This window comes from Streptomyces sp. NBC_00250 (assembly GCF_036192275.1).
Lineage (GTDB): Bacteria > Actinomycetota > Actinomycetes > Streptomycetales > Streptomycetaceae > Streptomyces.
This window is the reverse complement of sequence record NZ_CP108088.1, coordinates 2,519,219-2,537,238: the sequence shown is the minus strand read 5'-3', so window position 1 is coordinate 2,537,238 and position 18,020 is coordinate 2,519,219. Positions and strand designations below refer to the sequence as shown.

The following is an 18,020-nucleotide window of genomic DNA, read 5'->3' as shown; positions in this document are numbered from 1 at the left end:
CGGCCGGCAGAGGGCAGACGGCGGCCCGGAGAAGGTCGACCGCGGTCAGGAGGGCCCCGACCACGTCGAGCAGAGGGCAGACGGCGGCCCGGAGAGGGCCGACCACGGTCAGGAGGGTGCTGACCGTGGGCAGGAGGGCCCCGACCGTGGGCAGGGGGGTCCGTCCACTCGGGATTCCGGTGTGCCCGGGGGTCTCTCCGCGCCGGAGAGCGCCGGTGCTCCCGGGAAGGCTCGGGTGATTCGGGTGGTGGTCGCTGATGATCAGGCCGTCGTGCGGGAGGGCATCGTGATGCTGCTCGGGTTGCTTCCCGGGGTCGAGGCCGTGGGGGCGGCCCGGGACGGGGAGGAAGCGGTCGCGCTGACCGCCGAACTGGAGCCCGACGTGGTCCTGATGGATCTGCGGATGCCCCGTTGCGACGGCGTCGAGGCCACCCGCCGGATCCGCGAGCTGTACTCCGGGACGGAGATCGTGGTGCTCACCACGTACGCCGACGACGAGTCGCTGTTCCCCGCGCTGCGGGCGGGAGCGCGGGGCTACCTGACCAAGGACGCGGGCGGGGACGAGATCGTACGGGCCCTGAGGGACGTGACCGATGGGCGGGCGGGGCTTTCCCCCACGGTGCAGCGGCGGTTGCTGGAGCAGCTGTTGGAACGGGGGGAGCGTCCCGAGTGGGCGGAGCCGTCGGGAGGTCCCGGACCGCGGTCGGCGCAGCCGGGTGCCGCCGCCGGGCCCTTGGCCCCGGAGGCCGACGGGCTCACGGAGCGGGAGACGGAGGTGCTCGTGCTGGTCGCCGACGGGCTCTCCAACCAGGAGATCGCCGTGCGGTTGCGGATCTCCACGGCCACGGTGAAGACCCATATCAACAACCTCTTCGCCAAGACGGGGGTGCGCGACCGGGCGCAGGCCGTGCGGTACGCATATCAGCACGGTCTGGTCAGGGCACCTGGGCGGAGAGTCACCTGATGGGGTGAACAGCAGGAGGAGAAGAGTCCGGGATCTTCCCGCTCTGTCCATCCTTGGGCACGCGGCCGAAACGGTTCGCTTGTCAAGGAGAGTTGGCCGGTGGAGCAGGTGGACAAGCAGGAGGGGCTCGACGCTTCGGCGATGCCGGTCGACGACCCCTGGAACGACGCGACGGCCTCCGGCCGGGACGAGCGGACGGGGGCCGGGGGCCCCGGCGACGGCCGGCCCGGCGCGGTGCCGCGACAGCGGGTCCACAGCGCGGCGGAGATCTATCTGGAAGTGCAGCGGAGCCCCGCCTTCCAGGAGGTGCGCAGCCGCTACCGCCGGTTCGTCTTCCCGGCCGCCCTCGCCTTCCTCCTCTGGTACCTCGCCTATGTCGTGGCGGCGACCGCCGCACCCGGCCTGATGGCCCGGCCGGTCGCCGGGGTGGTGAACGTGGCGATGGTCGCGGGGCTCGGGCAGTTCCTCACCACCTTCCTGCTGACCTGGGCGTACGCGCGCCACGCGCGGCTGCGCAGGGACCGGGCCGCGCTCGAACTGCGCTGGGACACCCAGGAGATGACCCGAGGGGTGGCGCAGCCGTGACCGGAGACCACCAGACCCTGGCGCTCGTGCTGTTCAGCGTCTTCATCGCCGTCACCCTGGGGATCACCACCTGGGTGAGCCGCAACCGGCGCGGCTCGGCGGAGGAGTTCTACGCCGGGGGCAGGCTCTTCTCTCCCCTGGAGAACGGATTCGCCATCGCGGGCGACTACATGTCCGCGGCCTCCTTCCTCGGCATCTCCGGGCTGATCGCGCTCTACGGCTACGACGGCATGCTGTACTCCGTCGGATTCCTGGTCGCCTGGCTGGTCGTCCTGCTGCTCGTGGCCGAACTGGTCCGCAACTGCGGACGGTTCACACTGGCCGACGTCGTCGCCGCGCGGATGGCCGAGCGCCCGGTGCGGATCGCCGCCGGAACGTCCTCGGTGGCCGTCTCCGTGCTGTACCTCGTGGCCCAGATGGTGGGCGCCGGAAGCCTGGTGGCCCTGCTCCTGGGCGGCACCAGCGAGGCGGCCCGCTCATGGACCGTGATCGGCGTCGGCGCGCTGATGGTGATCTACGTGTCGCTCGGCGGCATGCGGGCCACCACCTGGATCCAGATCGTCAAGGCGGTCCTGCTCATGGCGGGCACGATCGCGCTCACCGTCCTCGTCCTGCTCCGCTTCCACGGCGATGTGAACGGCCTGCTCTCCACCGCCGCCGAACGCAGTGGCCACGGCCTGGACTTCCTCGCCCCCGGGCTCCGCTACGGCGGGGACTGGACGGCCCGCCTCGACTTCATCAGCCTCGGCGTGGCACTGGTCCTGGGTACGGCGGGACTGCCCCACATCCTGTCGCGCTTCTACACCGTGCCGACCGCCCGGGCCGCCCGACGCTCCGTCGTCTGGTCCATCGGGCTCATCGGCAGCTTCTATCTGATGACCATCGTGCTCGGCTTCGGCGCGGCCGCCCTGATCGGCCCCGACGAGGTCCGCGCCTCCAACGCGTCCGGGAACACCGCCGTACCGCTGCTCGCCCTCGACCTCGGCGGCGGCGCGGGCTCCACCGGCGGCACCGTGCTCTTCGCGATCGTCGCGGCCGTGGCCTTCGCGACGATCCTCGCCGTCGTCGCGGGGATCACGCTGGCCTCCTCGGCCTCCGTCGCCCACGATCTGTACGCATCGTTGCGGCGCCGGCACGCGAAGCAGTACAGCGAGGTGACCGTGGCCAGGGTCGCCGCCGCGGGGATCGGGGCGGCCGCCATCGGCCTCGGGCTGCTCGCGCGCGACCTCAACGTGGCCTTCCTCGTCGGGCTGGCCTTCGCGGTCGCGGCCTCCGCCAATCTGCCGGTGCTGCTGTACTCGCTGTTCTGGCGGAAGTTCACCACCCGGGGCGCGGTCTGGTCGGTGTACGGCGGCCTGGTCCCGGCGGTGCTGCTCGTGCTCGTCTCGCCGGTCGTGTCCGGCAGTCCCGAATCGATGTTCCCCGGCGTCGACTTCCACCTCTTCCAGCTGCAGAACCCGGGCGTGGTCTCCATCCCGCTCGGCTTCCTCGCCGGCTGGATCGGCACGGTCACCTCGACCGAGCCGCCCGACGAGGCACGGCACGCCGAGACCGAGGTCCGGGCGCTGACCGGCGCGGGCGCCGCCTGACGGGTCCCGACGCGGACCGGCCCGAGTCCCGGAGGGTCCCGGCGCGGACGTGTCAGCCGGCCTGCGGGGAGGCTGCCCAGGCGTAGCGGTGCTCGGGTCGGCCCGTCTCGCCGTACCGGAGCGAGAGACGGACCCGGCCGGTGCGTTCGAGGAGTTTGAGGTAGCGCTGGGCGGTCTGACGGCTGACGCCGGCCCGCTCGGCGATCTCCTGCGCGGACAGCGGACCGTCGGCGGCGAGCAGCACCTGGCGGACCAGCTCGGCCGTCGTGGGGGAGTGCCCCTTGGGCAGGTCCGGGGCGACGGTGCCCGCCGACAGGACCCCGAAGATCCGGTCCACCTCGGCCTGCTCGGCCTCGCCCCCGCTCTCCAGGGTGCTGCGGAGCGTCGCGTACGCCTCCAGCTTGGCGCGCAGCCCGGCGAAGTTGAACGGCTTGACCAGGTACTGGAGGGCGCCGTGCCGCATAGCCGCCTGCACCGTGGCCACGTCCCGGGCCGCCGTGACCATGATCACGTCGCACTGGTGGCCGCGCGCCCGGAGTTCCCGTACGGCCGCGAGCCCGTTCTCGTCCGGCAGGTAGTGGTCGAGGAGGATCAGATCCACCGGATGCTCGTCCAGGGCGGCGAGTGCTTCGGCGGTCGAGTGGGCGGTGGCGGCGACGCGGAAGCCGGGCACCTTGGTGACGTAGGCGGCGTTGATCCGCGCGACCAGCACGTCGTCGTCCACGACGAGGACGTCGATCATCGTGCCTCCTCGACGGGCTCGGGAAGCGGACCTGGCCGCGGCGCGCCGGCAGTCACGTCCGGGTCGGGAAGCGGACCTGGCCGCGGCGCTTCGGCGGTCACGTCCGGGTCGGGTTCCGGCTCGGTCAGGGCGTCCGGGAGGACGACGGTGAACTCGGCGCCCCCGTTCGGCCCGCCGGTCACCCGCGCGGTGCCGCCCCGGCGCTCGGCGAGCCGGCGCACCAGGGCGAGGCCGAGGCCGCGCTTTCCGTGCGACGGAAGCGCCTTCGTCGACCAGCCCTCGGTGAAGATCAGCTCGCGGCGCTCCTCGGGAACCCCCGGGCCGCTGTCCGTGACCCGCAGGACGACCGTACGCCCCTCGGTGCGGAAGGAGACGTCGATACGGGCGCCGGGGGTGCCCGCGACGGCGTCCAGGGCGTTGTCGACCAGGTTGCCGACGACGGTGACCAGTTCGCGCGGGTCGACGAGCCGGTCCGGCAGCAGCGAGTCGGAGGTGAGCCGCAGGGAGGCGCCCCGCTCGGCGGCGACGGTCGCCTTGCCGACCAGGAGCGCCGCGAGCAGCGGGTCGTGGACCTTCTCCGTGACCTGCTCGGCGGTGGCCCGGTGCACGCCGACCACCTCGGTGACGAAGTCGACCGCCTCCTCGTGCATCTCCAGCTCCAGGAGTCCCAGGAGGGTGTGCATCCGGTTGGCGTGCTCGTGGTCCTGGGCGCGCAGGGCGTCGATCAGACCCCGGGTGGAGTCCAGCTCGCGGCCGAGCCGTTCCAGCTCCGTGCGGTCGCGCAGGGTCGCCACGGCGCCGCCGTCGTCCGTCGGCATCCGGTTGGCGACGAGCACCCGGTGGCCCCGGACCGTGACCAGGTCGTCGCCGGTCACCCGGCCCGCCAGGACGTCGGCGGTACGGCCCCGGCCGAGGACCTCGTCGAGCGGCCGGCCCGCCGCCTCGGGACCGAGGCCGAGGAGCCGCTGTGCCTCGTCGTTCATGAGCCGTACGGAGCCGTTGCGGTCCAGGGCCACGACCCCCTCGCGGATGCCGTGCAGCATGGCCTCGCGTTCGGCGAGCAGCGCCGAGATGTCGGAGAAGGCCAGGTCATGGGTCTGCCGCTGGATGCGCCGGGAGATCAGGTACGCGGCCACGGCGCCGGCCGCGAGCGCCCCGCCGGCGTAGGCGAGGAGGCCCGGGATCGCGGCGAGCAGCCGGTCGCGGACGCTGTCGTACTCGATGCCGACGGAGACCGCGCCGACGATCCGCCCGTCCGCGTCCCGCAGCGGCATCTTGCCGCGCGCCGAGCGGCCCAGGGTGCCGCTGTCGATCTCCATCACCTCGTGCCCGGCGAGGACGTCGCTCGGATCGGTGGAGACGCGCCCGCCGATCGCGGCGGGATCGGTGTGCGACCAGCGCACCCCGCGCGTGTCCATGACGACGACGTACTCGGCGCCGGTGGAGGTACGGATCCGCTCGGCCTCCGTCTGCACCGGGCCCCGCGCGGACGGCGGGCTTCCGGTGAGGTCCGCCGCCATGCGGGGGGACGCGGTGGTCCCGGCGATGGCCAGGGCCCGGCGCATCGCCTGGTCGTCGAGCTGGGCGCTGAGCGGGGCCAGGAAGAGCCCGGTGGCGAGGACGGTCACACCGGTCGCGATGGCCAGCTGCATCAGCAGGACCTGCGAGAACACCCGCTGGGGCCACCCGAACCGCCGACGACGCGCGCGGGGGCGCGGGGGGCTGGTCTGTGCGGGGCTCATGCCGGAAACGGTAAAGGGCCACGCCCCGCGACCGGAAATGACGTCCGCGTGGGTGTCCGTGCCGGTACCTAAGCTGGGGGTCCCACAGCCGTGGGAAACGAAGGAACCGGAGGCACGTCCCTTGACCACGCAGCAGATCCCCGTCGTCGTCCTGGCCGGGTTTCTCGGCGCCGGGAAGACCACGCTCCTCAACCACCTGCTGCGCAGCGCCCGGGGCACCCGTATCGGTGTCATGGTCAACGACTTCGGCGACATCGGCATCGACGCGATGCGGATCGCCGGACAGGTCGGCTCCACCGTCTCCCTCGGCAACGGCTGCCTGTGCTGCGCCGTCGACGCGAGCGAGCTCGACGAGTACCTGGAGGTCCTCACCCGGCCCGAGTCGCGGCTCGACGTGATCGTGATCGAGGCGAGCGGCCTCGCCGAGCCGCAGGAACTGGTCCGGATGGTCCTCGCCAGCGAGAACGAGCGGATCGTGTACGGCGGGCTCGTCCAGGTCGTCGACGCGGCCGAGTTCTCCGCGACGCGGGAGCGGCACCCCGAGACCGACCGGCACCTGCCGATCGCCGACCTCGTGATCGTGAACAAGGCCGACCGGGTCTCCGGGGCCGAGCTGCGCGCCGTCCGCGAGACGGTGGGCGGTCTCGCCGGGAAGGCCGTGGTCGTCGATGCCACCCACGGACGGATCGACCCGGAGCTGCTCTTCGACCGGGTGGTCCCCGAGGGGGAGATCGAGGGACAGATGTCCATCGAGGACATCCTGTACGGGGACGGGGACGGGGACGGGGACGGCGGACCGCGGGCCCACACCCACACGTCGTACGAGACGGTCTCCCTGACCGCTGCCACCCCGCTCCACCCGCGCCGGCTGATGGCCTTCCTCGACGCGCGGCCCGAGGGCCTCTACCGGATCAAGGGCTTCGTCGACTTCGGCGCCGCCGATCCGGACAACCGCTACTCCGTGCACGCGGTCGGCCGGTTCCTGCGCTTCTACCCCGAGCGGTGGCCCGAGGGCGAGGAGCGGCTCACCCAGCTCGTCCTGATCGGCTCCGGCGTCGACGCGGCCGGCCTGCGCAAGGAGCTCGCGGAGTGTGAGCTGAACGGCCCGCAGGACGCCCCCGACGAGCACAGCATGTGGGGCGTCCTGCGGTACGTACAGCAGACGGAGGAGGAGCCGGAGGCGCCGTAGGACGCCTCCGGGATTCCGGCTAGCTCGCCGGGCTCGCCACCACGTCCACCGGGTGGGGGAGCGGGGTGCCCGAGCCGTCCCGGCGGGGGTCCACCTCCGGGAGTTCCACCGGGGCACCGGTCTTCTGGGCGGCGCGGGCCGGGGTGGTGCCCGCCCAGGCCAGGATCAGGACGTCCTCGCCCTTCAGGAAGCGCTGGCAGCGGACGCCGCCGGTCGCCCGGCCCTTGCGCGGGTACTGGTCGAAGGGCGTCAGCTTCGCCGACGTACCCGCCGAGGAGTCGAGGGTGCCCGTGGAACCCGCGACGGTGAAGACGACGGCGTCCGCCGCCGGGTCGACCGCCGTGAACGAGATCACATCGGCGCCCTCCGTCAGCTTCACGCCCGCCATGCCGCCGGCCGGGCGGCCCTGGGGCCGTACCTGCGAGGCCGGGTAGCGCAGCAGCTGGGCGTCCGAGGTGATGAAGACGAGGTCCTCCTCGCCCGTCCGCAGCTCGGTCGCACCGACGATCCGGTCGCCCTCCTTGAGGGTGATGACCTCCAGCTCGTCCTTGTTCGCCGGATAGTCCGGGACCACGCGCTTCACCACGCCCTGGAGCGTGCCGATGGCGAGCCCCGGCGAAGCCTCGTCGAGCGTGGTGAGGCAGACCACGGTCTCGTCCGCCTCCAGGGACAGGAACTCCGACAGAGGTGCGCCGCCCGCCAGGTTCGGGGCGCTCGCGGTGTCCGGGAGCTGCGGCAGATCGATCACCGCGATCCGCAGGAGCCGCCCGGCCGAGGTCACCGCGCCGACGTCACCGCGCTGGGTGGCCGCGACCGCCGACAGGATCACGTCGTGCTTGACGCGGGTCGCCTCCGGGTCGACCGCCGGAAGCTCCGCCGTCGCCGTACGGGCGAGGAGCCCGGTGGAGGAGAGCAGCACGCGGCACGGGTCGTCCGCGACCTCCAGGGAGACGGCGGCGACGGGCGCGCCCGCCGATTCGAGCAGCACCGTCCGCCGGTCCGTGGCGAACTTCTTGGCGACCGTGGCCAGTTCCGCCGAGACCAGCTTGCGCAGCTCCGCGTCGGAGTCCAGGATCCCGGTCAGCTCGTCGATCTCGCCGTTGAGCCGGTCGCTCTCGGTCTCCAGCTCGATGCGGTCGAACTTGGTGAGGCGGCGCAGCGGGGTGTCCAGGATGTACTGCGTCTGGATCTCGCTCAGCGAGAAGCGCTCGATCAGGCGCTCCTTGGCCTGCGCCGAGTTCTCGCTCTCCCGGATCAGCCGGATGACCTCGTCGATGTCGAGCAGGGCGACGAGCAGGCCCTCCACCAGGTGGAGACGGTCGCGCTTCTTGGTCCGGCGGAACTCGGAGCGGCGCCGGACGACCTCGAAGCGGTGGTCCAGGTAGACCTCCAGGAGCTCCTTGAGGCCGAGCGTCAGCGGTTGGCCGTCGACCAGCGCGACGTTGTTGATGCCGAAGGACTCCTCCATCGGCGTCAGCTTGTAGAGCTGCTCCAGGACGGCCTCGGGCACGAAGCCGTTCTTGATCTCGATGACCAGACGCAGCCCGTGGTTGCGGTCGGTCAGGTCCTTGACGTCCGCGATGCCCTGGAGCTTCTTGGAACCGACCAGGTCCTTGATCTTGGAGATGACCTTCTCGGGGCCGACCGTGAACGGCAGCTCGGTCACGACGATGCCCTTGCGGCGCGCCGTCACCGTCTCCACGCTCGTCGTGGCGCGGATCTTGAACGAGCCGCGGCCCGACTCGTACGCGTCCTTGATGCCGGAGAGGCCGACGATCCGGCCGCCGGTCGGCAGGTCGGGGCCGGGCACGAAGCGCATCAGCGTCTCGAGGTCCGCTCCCGGGTGGCGGATCAGATGGCGGGCGGCCGCGATGACCTCGCCGAGGTTGTGCGGGGGCATGTTGGTCGCCATGCCGACCGCGATGCCCGACGCGCCGTTGACCAGCAGGTTCGGGTAGGCGGCGGGCAATGCCACCGGCTCCCGCTCCTGGCCGTCGTAGTTCGGCGCGAAGTCGACCGTGTCCTCGTCGATGGACTCGGTCATGAGCAGGGCGGCCGGGGCCATCCTCGACTCGGTGTACCGCATGGCGGCCGGCGGGTCGTCGTTGCCCAGGGAACCGAAGTTGCCGTGGCCGTCGACCAGGGGCAGGCGCATGGAGAACGGCTGCGCCATGCGGACCATCGCGTCGTAGATGGACGCGTCGCCGTGCGGGTGCAGCTTGCCCATCACCTCGCCGACGACACGGGCGCACTTGACGAAGCCGCGGTCGGGGCGGAGCCCCATCTCGCCCATCTGGTAGACGATGCGGCGCTGGACCGGCTTCATGCCGTCACGGGCGTCCGGCAGGGCGCGCGAGTAGATCACCGAGTAGGCGTACTCGAGGAAGGAGCCCTGCATCTCGTCGACAACGTCGATGTCGAGGATTCGCTCCTCGAACGCGTCGTCCGGCGGCGGTGTCTTCGTGCTGCGGCGGGCCATCGCGGCTGCGGCTCCTTCACCAACAAGGTTGATCTGACGCGGACCATTGTGGACCGTGCCACCGACAACGCCGACCGCGACCCGGAAGAGGGACATCTCGAGGGGGCGGGAACTTCGCCAGGTGTCGGCGCGCTTGCATACAGTGGCAGGACTTTTTCACATCGCGATCGAAGGGACGTACATGCCCATGGGTCACACGGCCACGGCCGAGGCCGGCTCCGGCGGCCTGACAGCGACCGAGCACCGGTTGGCGAACGGCCTGCGCGTGGTGCTCTCGGAGGACCACCTGACCCCGGTCGCCGCGGTCTGCCTCTGGTACGACGTCGGCTCGCGTCACGAGGTCCCGGGCCGCACTGGCCTCGCCCACCTCTTCGAGCACCTGATGTTCCAGGGCTCGAAGCAGGTCCACGGGAACGGGCACTTCGAGCTCGTGCAGGGCGCCGGCGGCTCGCTCAACGGCACGACGAGCTTCGAGCGCACCAACTACTTCGAGACCATGCCCACGCACCAGCTGGAGCTCGCGCTCTGGCTGGAGGCCGACCGCATGGGCTCGCTGCTGGCCGCTCTGGACGACGAGTCCATGGAGAACCAGCGGGACGTCGTCAAGAACGAGCGCCGCCAGCGCTACGACAACGTGCCCTACGGCACGGCCTTCGAGAAGCTGACCGCCCTCGCCTACCCGGAGGGCCACCCCTACCACCACACGCCGATCGGCTCCATGGCCGACCTGGACGCGGCCACCCTGGAGGACGCGCGGAACTTCTTCCGCACGTACTACGCCCCGAACAACGCGGTGCTGTCGGTCGTCGGCGACATCGACCCGGAGCAGACCCTCGCCTGGGTCGAGAAGTACTTCGGCTCCATCCCCGGCCACGACGGCAAGCCCGAACCGCGCCCCGGCGACCTCCCCGGCGTCATCGGGGAGCAGCTGCGCGAGGTCGTCGAGGAGGAGGTCCCGGCCCGCGCGCTGATGGCCGCCTACCGGCTGCCGCACGACGGCACGCGCGAGTGCGACGCCGCCGACCTGGCCCTGACGGTCCTCGGCGGTGGCGAGTCCTCCCGGCTCCACAACCGCCTGGTCCGCCGCGACCGTACGGCCGTCGCCGCCGGCTTCGGCCTGCTGCGGCTCGCCGGCGCGCCCTCGCTGGGCTGGCTGGACGTCAAGACCTCCGGAGGCGTCGAGGTCCCGCAGATCGAGGCGGCCGTCGACGAGGAGCTCGCCCGGTTCGCCGCCGAGGGCCCCACGCCCGAGGAGATGGAGCGCGCGCAGGCCCAGTTGGAGCGCGAGTGGCTCGACCGGCTCGGCACCGTGGCGGGCCGCGCCGACGAACTGTGCCGGTTCGCCGTGCTGTTCGGCGACCCGCAGCTCGCCCTCAGTGCCGTCGACCGGGTCCTGGACATCACCGCGGAGGAGGTGCGGGCGGCCGCAGCGGCCAAGCTGCGCCCCGACAACCGCGCGGTGCTGGTCTACGAGCCCCTGGCGACCGAGCAGGGCGACGACGCCGACGGCGATGACGAGGAAGAGGGAGCGGACCAGTGACCGACGCCGCCGCGTCTTTGACGAGCATGGACTTCCACCCGCAGCCGGCGCCCGGCGTCGCCAGGCCCTGGGCCTTCCCGGCCCCGGACCGCGGCGCCCTGGACAACGGTCTGACGGTGCTGACCAGTCACCGCCCCGGCCAGCAGGTCGTGGCCGTGGAGATCTTCCTGGCGGCCCCGCTGGACGCCGAGCCCGCCGGTCTCGACGGTGTCGCCACCATCATGGCCCGCGCGCTCTCCGAGGGCACGGACAAGCACACCGCCGAGGAGTTCGCGGCCGAGCTGGAGCGCTGCGGCGCCACGCTGGACGCGCACGCCGACCACCCGGGCGTACGGGTCTCCCTGGAGGTTCCCGTCTCCCGGCTGCCCAAGGCGCTCGGTCTGGTCGCCGAGGCCCTGATCGCACCGGCGTTCCTCGAGACCGAGGTCGAGCGCCTGGTGCGCAACCGCCTCGACGAGATCCCGCACGAGACGGCCAGCCCGCAGCGCCGCGCCGCCAAGCAGCTCTCCAAGGAGCTGTTCCCGGCCGAGGCCCGGATGTCCCGGCCGCGTCAGGGCACCGAGGAGACCGTCGCGGCGATCGACGCCGCCGCGGTCCGCGCCTTCTACGAGGCGTACGTCCGGCCCGCCACGGCCACCGCCGTGGTCGTCGGCGACCTCACCGGGGTCGACCTGGACAAGGTCCTCGCCGAGACCCTGGGCGCCTGGACCGGCGAGCCGGCCGAGCCGCTCCCGATGCCGCCGATCACCGCGGACGACACCGGACGGGTCGTCATCGTGGACCGTCCCGGCGCCGTCCAGACCCAGTTGCTGATCGGCCGGATCGGCGCCGACCGGCACGACAGCGTCTGGGCGGCCCAGGTCCTGGGCACGTACTGCCTCGGTGGCACCCTCACCTCGCGGCTCGACAAGGTCCTGCGCGAGGAGAAGGGCTACACGTACGGCGTGCGGGCCTTCGGGCAGGTGCTCCGCTCCGACGGCAAGGGGAACGGTGCCGCGATGCTCGCCATCAGCGGTTCCGTCGACACACCCAACACCGGTCCGGCTCTTGACGATCTGTGGAAGGTGCTGCGGACGCTGGCCGCCGAAGGCCTCACGGACGCCGAGCGCGAGACGGCCGTGCAGAACCTGGTGGGGGTCGCGCCGCTCAAGTACGAGACGGCCGCATCCGTCGCCGGGACGCTCGCCGACCAGCTCGAGCAGCACCTCCCGGACGACTACCAGGCCCAGTTGTACGCGCGCCTGGCGGAGACCGGCACGGTCGAGGCGACCGCGGCCGTGGTCAGCGCCTTCCCCGTGGACCGGCTCGTCACCGTGCTCGTGGGCGACGCGGCGCAGATCGCGGAGCCGGTGCGCGCGCTCGGCATCGGTGAAGTGACCGTCGTGACGGGCTGATTCAGGCCTCTGACGGCTTCTGGCATGACAAGAGAGGGCCCCGACGGCATAGTTCGTCGGGGTCCTCCCCTTTGTCCGTATTGATGGCAAGGGTGCTTGTATGACCTGTGGCATGTCTTACAAAAGACGTGTCTGGTTGGTGATTGAAAGACGATCCGCATAGCGTCGGGGCGGCTGTTCGTCAGTTGCACGTGCCGCAGCCGCGGCATCGGACAGTCATCGCCGAGTCCCCGTCAGGCGCGAGCCTGGGGAGCCGGGGACCCACATGTAGTCCCTGGGGTGAATCGGGCGCCTTCGTCTCGTACGGAGGGGCTCGTAGGAGACCTTCCTGCTCCGAACCCGTCAGCTAACCCGGTAGGCGAGAAGGAAGGAAAGGATCAGCCCCTACATGGCGTTCACCCGTGCCACCGGGAAGCATCGTGGTCCGAGCCGGATGGCGCGCCGCAGCGTGGGCATCGCCGGCGCAGCGACGCTCGCCGGCGCCGGCGTCATCGGAACCCTCGCCTCCCCGGCGCTCGCCGCCGACACGGACAACCGCTCCGTCGAGGACACCGGCCTCATCAAGGTGATCACCGAGGACTCCCTCGCGGACCGGATCGACGCCCAGGCCGCCGCCCAGGAGCAGGAGGCCTTCGAGGTCGCCGCCAAGGCGAAGGCCAAGGCCGAGGCGAAGCGCAAGGCCGAGGCCCGCGCCAAGGAGATCCGTGAGGCCGAGCAGCGCGCCGCCCGTGAGGCCGAGCGCCGCCGCCTGAACTCCTTCCAGCTCCCCGTCGAGGGCACGTACGTGTCCACCGGCTACCAGACCAGCGGCTCGCTCTGGTCCTCCGGCAGCCACTCCGGCATCGACTTCCACGCCTCCTACGGCAGCAGCGTCGTCTCCGTCGGCTCCGGCACCGTCGTCGAGGCCGGCTGGGGCGGCGCGTACGGCAACAACATCGTCATCCGGATGAACGACGGCACGTACACCCAGTACGGTCACCTCTCCTCCATCGGCGTCTACGTCGGCCAGAGCGTCGAGCCGGGCCAGCGGATCGGCATCTCGGGCTCGTCCGGCAACTCGACCGGCCCGCACCTTCACTTCGAGGCGCGTACGACCTCCGAGTACGGCTCCGACATCAACCCGATCTCGTACCTGCGCGCCCGCGGCGTCAACGTCTGACCCGGACGTCCGTCGCGCACCCGCGTCGTACCGCAGCGCATCGCAAAAGCCCCGGCTCGTACTGAGCCGGGGCTTTTCGTCGGTCGCAAGACATTCATATTCCGCTGGGGCATCGGAAATTCCGGCGCACTGCAATAGAGTCGCAGATCGGGCGCAGAACAGGCGCCGCTCGAATTGACTCGCGCAGACCAAGGCGGAGGTCGGACATGCGCATTCCCGCGCACTCGGTATGCACGGCGATCCGGGACGACATCGTCTCCGGCGTCTTCGAGCGCGGCAGCCGGCTGACCGAGGAACAGCTCGCCCGGCGGTACGGGGTCTCCCGCGTCCCGGTCCGTGAGGCGCTGCGCACCCTGGAGTCCGAGGGCTTCGTCGTCACCCGCCGTCACGCCGGCGCGCATGTCGCGGAGCCCACCGAGCAGGAGGCGGCCGATCTGCTCGACATGCGGGCGCTGCTCGAACCCCTGGGGGCCGCACGCGCGGCCCAGCGGCGCACGGAGGCCCATCTCAAGGTGCTGCGGGGCCTGGTCAGGCTGGGGCAGGAGCGGGCCAGGCGCGGCCAGGGCGAGGATCTGCGCTCACTCGGCGGCTGGTTCCACGAGACGCTCGCGCAGGCTTCCGGCAGCCCGGCGCTGACGGCGCTGCTGACCCAGCTGCGGCACAAGATCGCCTGGATGTACGCCGTCGAGCAGCCCGAACGCCCGGTGGACGCGTGGGCGGAGCACGGCGCGATCGTGGACGCCGTGGCGCGCGGTGACGCCGAGCGGGCACGGGCGCTGACCGCGTCGCACGCGGAGCGCTCGCAGTCGCTGCATCGCCTCAAAAGGCCGGACCGCGGCCGTGTGAGGGTTTCGCAACATGCAGTCAACACGGCGAGTGCCCGGAATTAACGTGCGCACCGTATACAAAGAATAGGAATTCGGCGGCGTTGTTCCGTGCTGCCCAGAACAAGGGCCGGCGGAAATGCGAAAGGCCGCGACCGCCGGAATTCCGGCAGTCGCGGCCTTTCGTCGTGCGGGGTGGGGTCGACCCGGATCAGACGGTCTCGGGAAGCTCGTCGAGACCCTCGGCGACCAGCTTCGCCAGGCGGTCCAGAGCGGCCTCGGCGCCGTCGGCCTCCGAAGCGAGGACGATCTCCTCGCCGCCCTGCGCGCCCAGGCCGAGCACCGCGAGCATGGAGGCGGCGTTCACCGGGGTGCCGTCGGACTTGGCGATCGTCACCGGAACGCCGGAAGCCGTGGCGGCACGGACGAAGATGGACGCGGGGCGGGCGTGCAGGCCCTCGGCCCAGCCGACGTTGACGCGGCGCTCAGCCATGGTGTTGCCCTTCAAGTCTCAAGCGGGTTGTCTAGACCAGTCTCTCACGGGATGCTGCGTGCTCGCGCCGACCTCCGGCCCGGATCGGACCGCCGTTCGGCCCTCCCTCGCCGCGCCCGGCGTCCCCCCTACCTTGCACGGCGCCCACCCGCAGCGCGAGCGGTGCCACCGCCGTGTCGCGGTCGTAGGCTGACCCCATGCAGAGCGCGTCGGAGCAGTCGGAAGCGGCGGACCAACCGGCACCACCGGCGCGTCCGGAGTCATCGGACCGGTCGCCGGACCACGACTACCCCGACCACTGGGAAGCCGACGTGGTGCTCCGGGACGGCGGCACCGCGCGCATCCGGCCCATCACGGCCGACGACGCCGACCGCCTCGTCAGCTTCTACGAGCAGGTCTCGGACGAGTCGAAGTACTACCGCTTCTTCGCCCCCTACCCGCGGCTCTCCGCCAAGGACGTCCACCGCTTCACCCACCACGACTTCGTGGACAGGGTCGGACTCGCGGCGACCGTGGGCGGCGAGTTCATCGCCACCGTGCGCTACGACCGCATCGACGACCGCGGACTGCCCGCCTCCGCCCCGGCCGACGAGGCCGAGGTCGCCTTCCTCGTCCAGGACGCCCACCAGGGACGCGGAGTCGCCTCCGCCCTGCTCGAACACATCGCGGCGGTCGCGCGCGAGCGCGACATCCGGCGCTTCGCCGCCGAGGTGCTCCCCGCCAACACCAAGATGATCAAGGTCTTCACCGACGCGGGCTACACGCAGAAGCGCAGCTTCGAGGACGGGTCCGTACGGCTCCACCTCGACCTCGAACCCACCGACCGCTCCCTCGCCGTCCAGCGCGCGCGGGAGCAGCGGGCCGAGGCCCGCTCCGTGCAGCGCCTCCTCACCCCCCGGTCCGTCGCCGTCATCGGCGCCGGACGGGCACCGGGCGGCGTCGGCCGGACCGTCCTGCGCAACCTCCTCGGGGCCGGGTACAGCGGACGCGTGTACGCGGTCAACGCGGCGCTCGCGGACCACGGCGACGGGGTCGTCGAGCTCGACGGCGTACCCGCGCACCCCTCGGTCGCCGCCATCGGCGGGCCCGTCGACCTCGCGATCGTCGCCGTCCCCGCCGAACGGGTGCCGGAGGTCGTCGCCGACTGCGGCGAACACGGAGTCCAGGGCCTCGTGGTCCTCTCCGCCGGATACGCCGAGAGCGGGGCCGCCGGCCGGGAGCGGCAGCGTCAGCTCGTACGGCAGGCCCGCTCGTACGGCATGCGGATCATCGGGCCCAACGCCTTCGGCATCATCAACACCGCCGCCGACGTCCGGCTCAACGCCTCCCTCGCCCCGCAGATGCCGGCCGCCGGACGGATCGGGCTCTTCACCCAGTCCGGCGCGATCGGCATCGCGCTCCTCGCCGGACTGCACCGGCGGGGCGCCGGGCTGTCCTCCTTCATCTCGGCGGGCAACCGCGCCGACGTCTCCGGCAACGACTTCCTCCAGCACTGGTACGACGACCCCGGAACCGACGTCGTCCTCCTCTACCTGGAGTCGATCGGCAACCCCCGGAAGTTCACCCGGCTCGCCCGCCGCACCGCCGCCGTCAAGCCGGTCGTCGTCGTCAAGGGCGCCCGGCACAGCGGCAGCGCCCCGCCCGGCCACCGGGTGCCCGTCACCCGCATCCCGCACGCCACGGTCTCCGCGCTGCTCCGCCAGGCCGGTGTCATCCGCGTCGACACCGTCACCGAACTCGTCGACGCCGGACTGTTGCTCGCCGCCCAGCCGCTGCCCGCCGGGCCCCGGGTCGCGATCCTCGGCAACTCCGAGTCCCTCGGCCTCCTCACGTACGACGCCTGCCTGACCGAGGGGCTCCGCCCGCTCCGGCCGCTCGACCTCACGACCGCGGCGGAGCCCGCGGACTTCCGGGACGCCCTCGCGGCGGCGCTCGCGGACGAGACCTCCGACGCGGTCGTCGTGAACGCGATCCCCTGGGTCGGGGAGAACGGCGCCACCGAGTTCGGCGACGGCGAGGTGCTCGCGGCCTCCCTTCGTGAGGCCGTCGCCGCCGCCCCGACCCCGACCAAGCCGGTCGTCGTCGTCCACGTCGAGATGGGCGGCCTCGCGGAGGCCCTCGCGGTCGCCACGAGCACGCGACCGGCGGCGCCGGGTCGGGGCGCCGCCACCTCCGGCCCCCGGCCGACCGGAACGCCCACCGGGCCCGGCCCGGACCAGGTGCCCCCGGGCGTCGGGCGCCCGAGCGGGCCCGGCTCCGCCCCGCCCGCGGCCGGCCCGAACCCGGCCGCGCCCGGAGCAGGCGTGACCCCGCCCGGAACAGGACCGTTCGCGTCCGCCCCGGGTCAGGCCCCGTCCGCCCCCGGCCAGGCCCCGTCCGGCACCGGTCAGGCCGCTCCTGCTCCCGCCCCCGTCGTCGCCCCGCCCGCCACCATCCCCGCCTACCCCGCCGCCGAGCGGGCCGTGCGGGCGCTCGCCGAGGCCGTGCGGTACGGGCAGTGGCGGCGGCAGGCCGCCGAACCCGGGCGGGTGCCCGAGTACGAGGACATCGACGAGGCCGGGGCCGCCGCCCTCATCGAGCGGGTCCTCGGCGGCGGCGAAGCCGACCCGAGGGGTGTGACCCTCGACACCGCGCAGGCCGGGGAGCTGCTCGCGCGGTACGGCATCGCCGTCCTCCCGACCCTGCCCGCGCCCACCCCCGACGCCGCCGTCGCGGCCGCCGCCCGCCTCGGCTACCCGGTCGCCCTCAAGACGACCGCGCCCCACCTCCGGCACCGCCCCGACCTCGGTGGCGTACGGCTCGACCTGGCGTCCGAGGAGCAGCTGCGCACGGCCTACGCCGAGCTGACCGAGGTCCTCGGCAAGCCCGAGGAGCTCCAGCCGGTGGTCCAGGCGATGGTTCCCCGGGGAGTCGACACCGTCGTCCGCTCCGCCATCGACCCGGCCGTCGGCGCCGTCCTCTCCTTCGGCCTCGCGGGCGCCGCGTCCGAGCTGCTCGGCGACACGGCCCACCGCCTGGTCCCGGCCACCGACCGGGACGTCGCCGAACTCGTCCGTTCCCTCCGCACCGCCCCGCTGCTCTTCGGCTGGCGCGGCTCCGCCCCCGTCGACACCCCCGCCCTGGAGGAGGTCCTGCTCCGGGTGTCCCGGCTGGTCGACGACCACCCCGAGGTGGTGGCCGTCTCCCTGGAGCCGGTGGTCGTGGCACCGCGCGGACTCTCCGTCCTCGGGGCCACCGTCCGACTGGCCCCGCCGGCGCCCCGCACCGACCTCGGGCCGCGCAGCCTGCCGAGTTACTGAAGGGCCCGAGGGGGCCCCACG

The 18,020-nt window shown here is 72.6% G+C and carries 13 protein-coding genes and 1 riboswitch; of the genes, 9 read left to right on the top strand and 4 right to left on the bottom strand.

From position 1 onward, the window contains the following. The first annotated feature begins 289 nt into the window (after positions 1 to 289). From OG259_RS11300 to OG259_RS11290, 3 genes are all read left to right on the top strand, one after another. Complete coding sequence (locus tag OG259_RS11300) at positions 290 to 964, top strand: response regulator (RefSeq protein ID WP_443052121.1); 675 nt, start codon at positions 290 to 292, stop codon at positions 962 to 964. A gap of 141 nt (positions 965 to 1,105) precedes the next feature. After that, the gene (locus OG259_RS11295) at positions 1,106 to 1,549 is read left to right on the top strand and encodes a DUF485 domain-containing protein (RefSeq protein ID WP_328947052.1); all 444 of its coding nucleotides are present in this window, start codon (positions 1,106 to 1,108) and stop codon (positions 1,547 to 1,549) included. Continuing rightward, on the top strand, positions 1,546 to 3,138 hold the full coding sequence (locus tag OG259_RS11290) for a solute symporter family protein (RefSeq protein ID WP_328942162.1): 1,593 nt from the start codon (positions 1,546 to 1,548) through the stop codon (positions 3,136 to 3,138). The genes OG259_RS11295 and OG259_RS11290 overlap by 4 nt, the downstream gene beginning before the upstream one ends. A gap of 52 nt (positions 3,139 to 3,190) precedes the next feature. Here OG259_RS11290 and OG259_RS11285 read toward each other — a convergent pair whose 3' ends face one another. Together OG259_RS11285 and OG259_RS11280 are read right to left on the bottom strand one after the other, a co-directional pair. After that, the gene (locus OG259_RS11285; protein WP_328942161.1) at positions 3,191 to 3,880 is read right to left on the bottom strand and encodes a DUF7342 family protein; all 690 of its coding nucleotides are present in this window, start codon (positions 3,878 to 3,880) and stop codon (positions 3,191 to 3,193) included. After that, a complete protein-coding gene (locus OG259_RS11280) occupies positions 3,877 to 5,622 on the bottom strand; it encodes a sensor histidine kinase (RefSeq protein ID WP_328942160.1) in 1,746 nt (581 codons plus the stop codon). Before OG259_RS11280 ends, OG259_RS11285 begins: the two co-directional genes overlap by 4 nt. A 121-nt stretch (positions 5,623 to 5,743) precedes the next feature. On the opposite strand from OG259_RS11280, the gene OG259_RS11275 reads away from it, so the two are divergent. Beyond that, positions 5,744 to 6,811, top strand: coding sequence for a CobW family GTP-binding protein (locus OG259_RS11275; protein WP_328942159.1), 1,068 nt, complete (start codon positions 5,744 to 5,746; stop codon positions 6,809 to 6,811). A 19-nt stretch (positions 6,812 to 6,830) separates the two neighbouring features. Here OG259_RS11275 and OG259_RS11270 read toward each other — a convergent pair whose 3' ends face one another. Further along, positions 6,831 to 9,290 carry a DNA gyrase/topoisomerase IV subunit A gene (locus OG259_RS11270; RefSeq protein WP_328942158.1) on the bottom strand — a complete coding sequence of 820 codons (2,460 nt, stop codon included), beginning with the start codon at positions 9,288 to 9,290 and terminating at the stop codon, positions 6,831 to 6,833. A 181-nt stretch (positions 9,291 to 9,471) separates the two neighbouring features. Here OG259_RS11270 and OG259_RS11265 point away from each other — a divergent pair, with 181 nt between their 5' ends. The 4 genes from OG259_RS11265 to OG259_RS11250 all read left to right on the top strand — a co-directional run bounded on the left by OG259_RS11265 (position 9,472) and on the right by OG259_RS11250 (position 14,273). After that, on the top strand, positions 9,472 to 10,830 hold the full coding sequence (locus OG259_RS11265) for a M16 family metallopeptidase (RefSeq protein ID WP_328942157.1): 1,359 nt from the start codon (positions 9,472 to 9,474) through the stop codon (positions 10,828 to 10,830). 26 nt (positions 10,831 to 10,856) lie between these two features. Beyond that, positions 10,857 to 12,224, top strand: a complete 1,368-nt coding sequence (locus OG259_RS11260; protein ID WP_328947051.1) for a M16 family metallopeptidase — start codon at positions 10,857 to 10,859, stop codon at positions 12,222 to 12,224. Between the two features lie 210 nt (positions 12,225 to 12,434). Continuing rightward, positions 12,435 to 12,600: riboswitch (cyclic di-AMP (ydaO/yuaA leader) on the top strand. Between the two features lie 12 nt (positions 12,601 to 12,612). Further along, on the top strand, positions 12,613 to 13,383 hold the full coding sequence (locus OG259_RS11255) for a M23 family metallopeptidase (protein ID WP_328942156.1): 771 nt from the start codon (positions 12,613 to 12,615) through the stop codon (positions 13,381 to 13,383). 206 nt (positions 13,384 to 13,589) lie between these two features. Then, positions 13,590 to 14,273: a GntR family transcriptional regulator gene (locus OG259_RS11250; RefSeq protein WP_328942155.1), complete on the top strand. Its 684-nt coding sequence runs from the start codon at positions 13,590 to 13,592 to the stop codon at positions 14,271 to 14,273. 145 nt (positions 14,274 to 14,418) lie between these two features. Here OG259_RS11250 and OG259_RS11245 read toward each other — a convergent pair whose 3' ends face one another. After that, the gene (locus tag OG259_RS11245; protein ID WP_015036698.1) at positions 14,419 to 14,700 is read right to left on the bottom strand and encodes an HPr family phosphocarrier protein; all 282 of its coding nucleotides are present in this window, start codon (positions 14,698 to 14,700) and stop codon (positions 14,419 to 14,421) included. 197 nt (positions 14,701 to 14,897) lie between these two features. Here OG259_RS11245 and OG259_RS11240 point away from each other — a divergent pair, with 197 nt between their 5' ends. Beyond that, the gene (locus tag OG259_RS11240) at positions 14,898 to 17,999 is read left to right on the top strand and encodes a bifunctional acetate--CoA ligase family protein/GNAT family N-acetyltransferase (RefSeq protein WP_328942154.1); all 3,102 of its coding nucleotides are present in this window, start codon (positions 14,898 to 14,900) and stop codon (positions 17,997 to 17,999) included. The last annotated feature ends 21 nt before the right edge of the window (positions 18,000 to 18,020 follow it).

Bases quoted from the DNA above. Each gene is read 5' to 3' on its own strand.
- OG259_RS11300 (WP_443052121.1), top strand. From the start codon at position 290: ATGCTGCTCGGGTTGCTTCCCGGGGTCGAGGCCGTGGGGGCGGCCCGG.
- OG259_RS11295 (WP_328947052.1), top strand. From the start codon at position 1,106: ATGCCGGTCGACGACCCCTGGAACGACGCGACGGCCTCCGGCCGGGAC.
- OG259_RS11285 (WP_328942161.1), bottom strand. From the start codon at position 3,880: ATGATCGACGTCCTCGTCGTGGACGACGACGTGCTGGTCGCGCGGATC.
- OG259_RS11280 (WP_328942160.1), bottom strand. From the start codon at position 5,622: ATGAGCCCCGCACAGACCAGCCCCCCGCGCCCCCGCGCGCGTCGTCGG.
- OG259_RS11270 (WP_328942158.1), bottom strand. From the start codon at position 9,290: ATGGCCCGCCGCAGCACGAAGACACCGCCGCCGGACGACGCGTTCGAG.
- OG259_RS11265 (WP_328942157.1), top strand. From the start codon at position 9,472: ATGCCCATGGGTCACACGGCCACGGCCGAGGCCGGCTCCGGCGGCCTG.
- OG259_RS11260 (WP_328947051.1), top strand. From the start codon at position 10,857: ATGGACTTCCACCCGCAGCCGGCGCCCGGCGTCGCCAGGCCCTGGGCC.
- OG259_RS11255 (WP_328942156.1), top strand. From the start codon at position 12,613: ATGGCGTTCACCCGTGCCACCGGGAAGCATCGTGGTCCGAGCCGGATG.
- OG259_RS11250 (WP_328942155.1), top strand. From the start codon at position 13,590: ATGCGCATTCCCGCGCACTCGGTATGCACGGCGATCCGGGACGACATC.
- OG259_RS11245 (WP_015036698.1), bottom strand. From the start codon at position 14,700: ATGGCTGAGCGCCGCGTCAACGTCGGCTGGGCCGAGGGCCTGCACGCC.
- OG259_RS11240 (WP_328942154.1), top strand. From the start codon at position 14,898: ATGCAGAGCGCGTCGGAGCAGTCGGAAGCGGCGGACCAACCGGCACCA.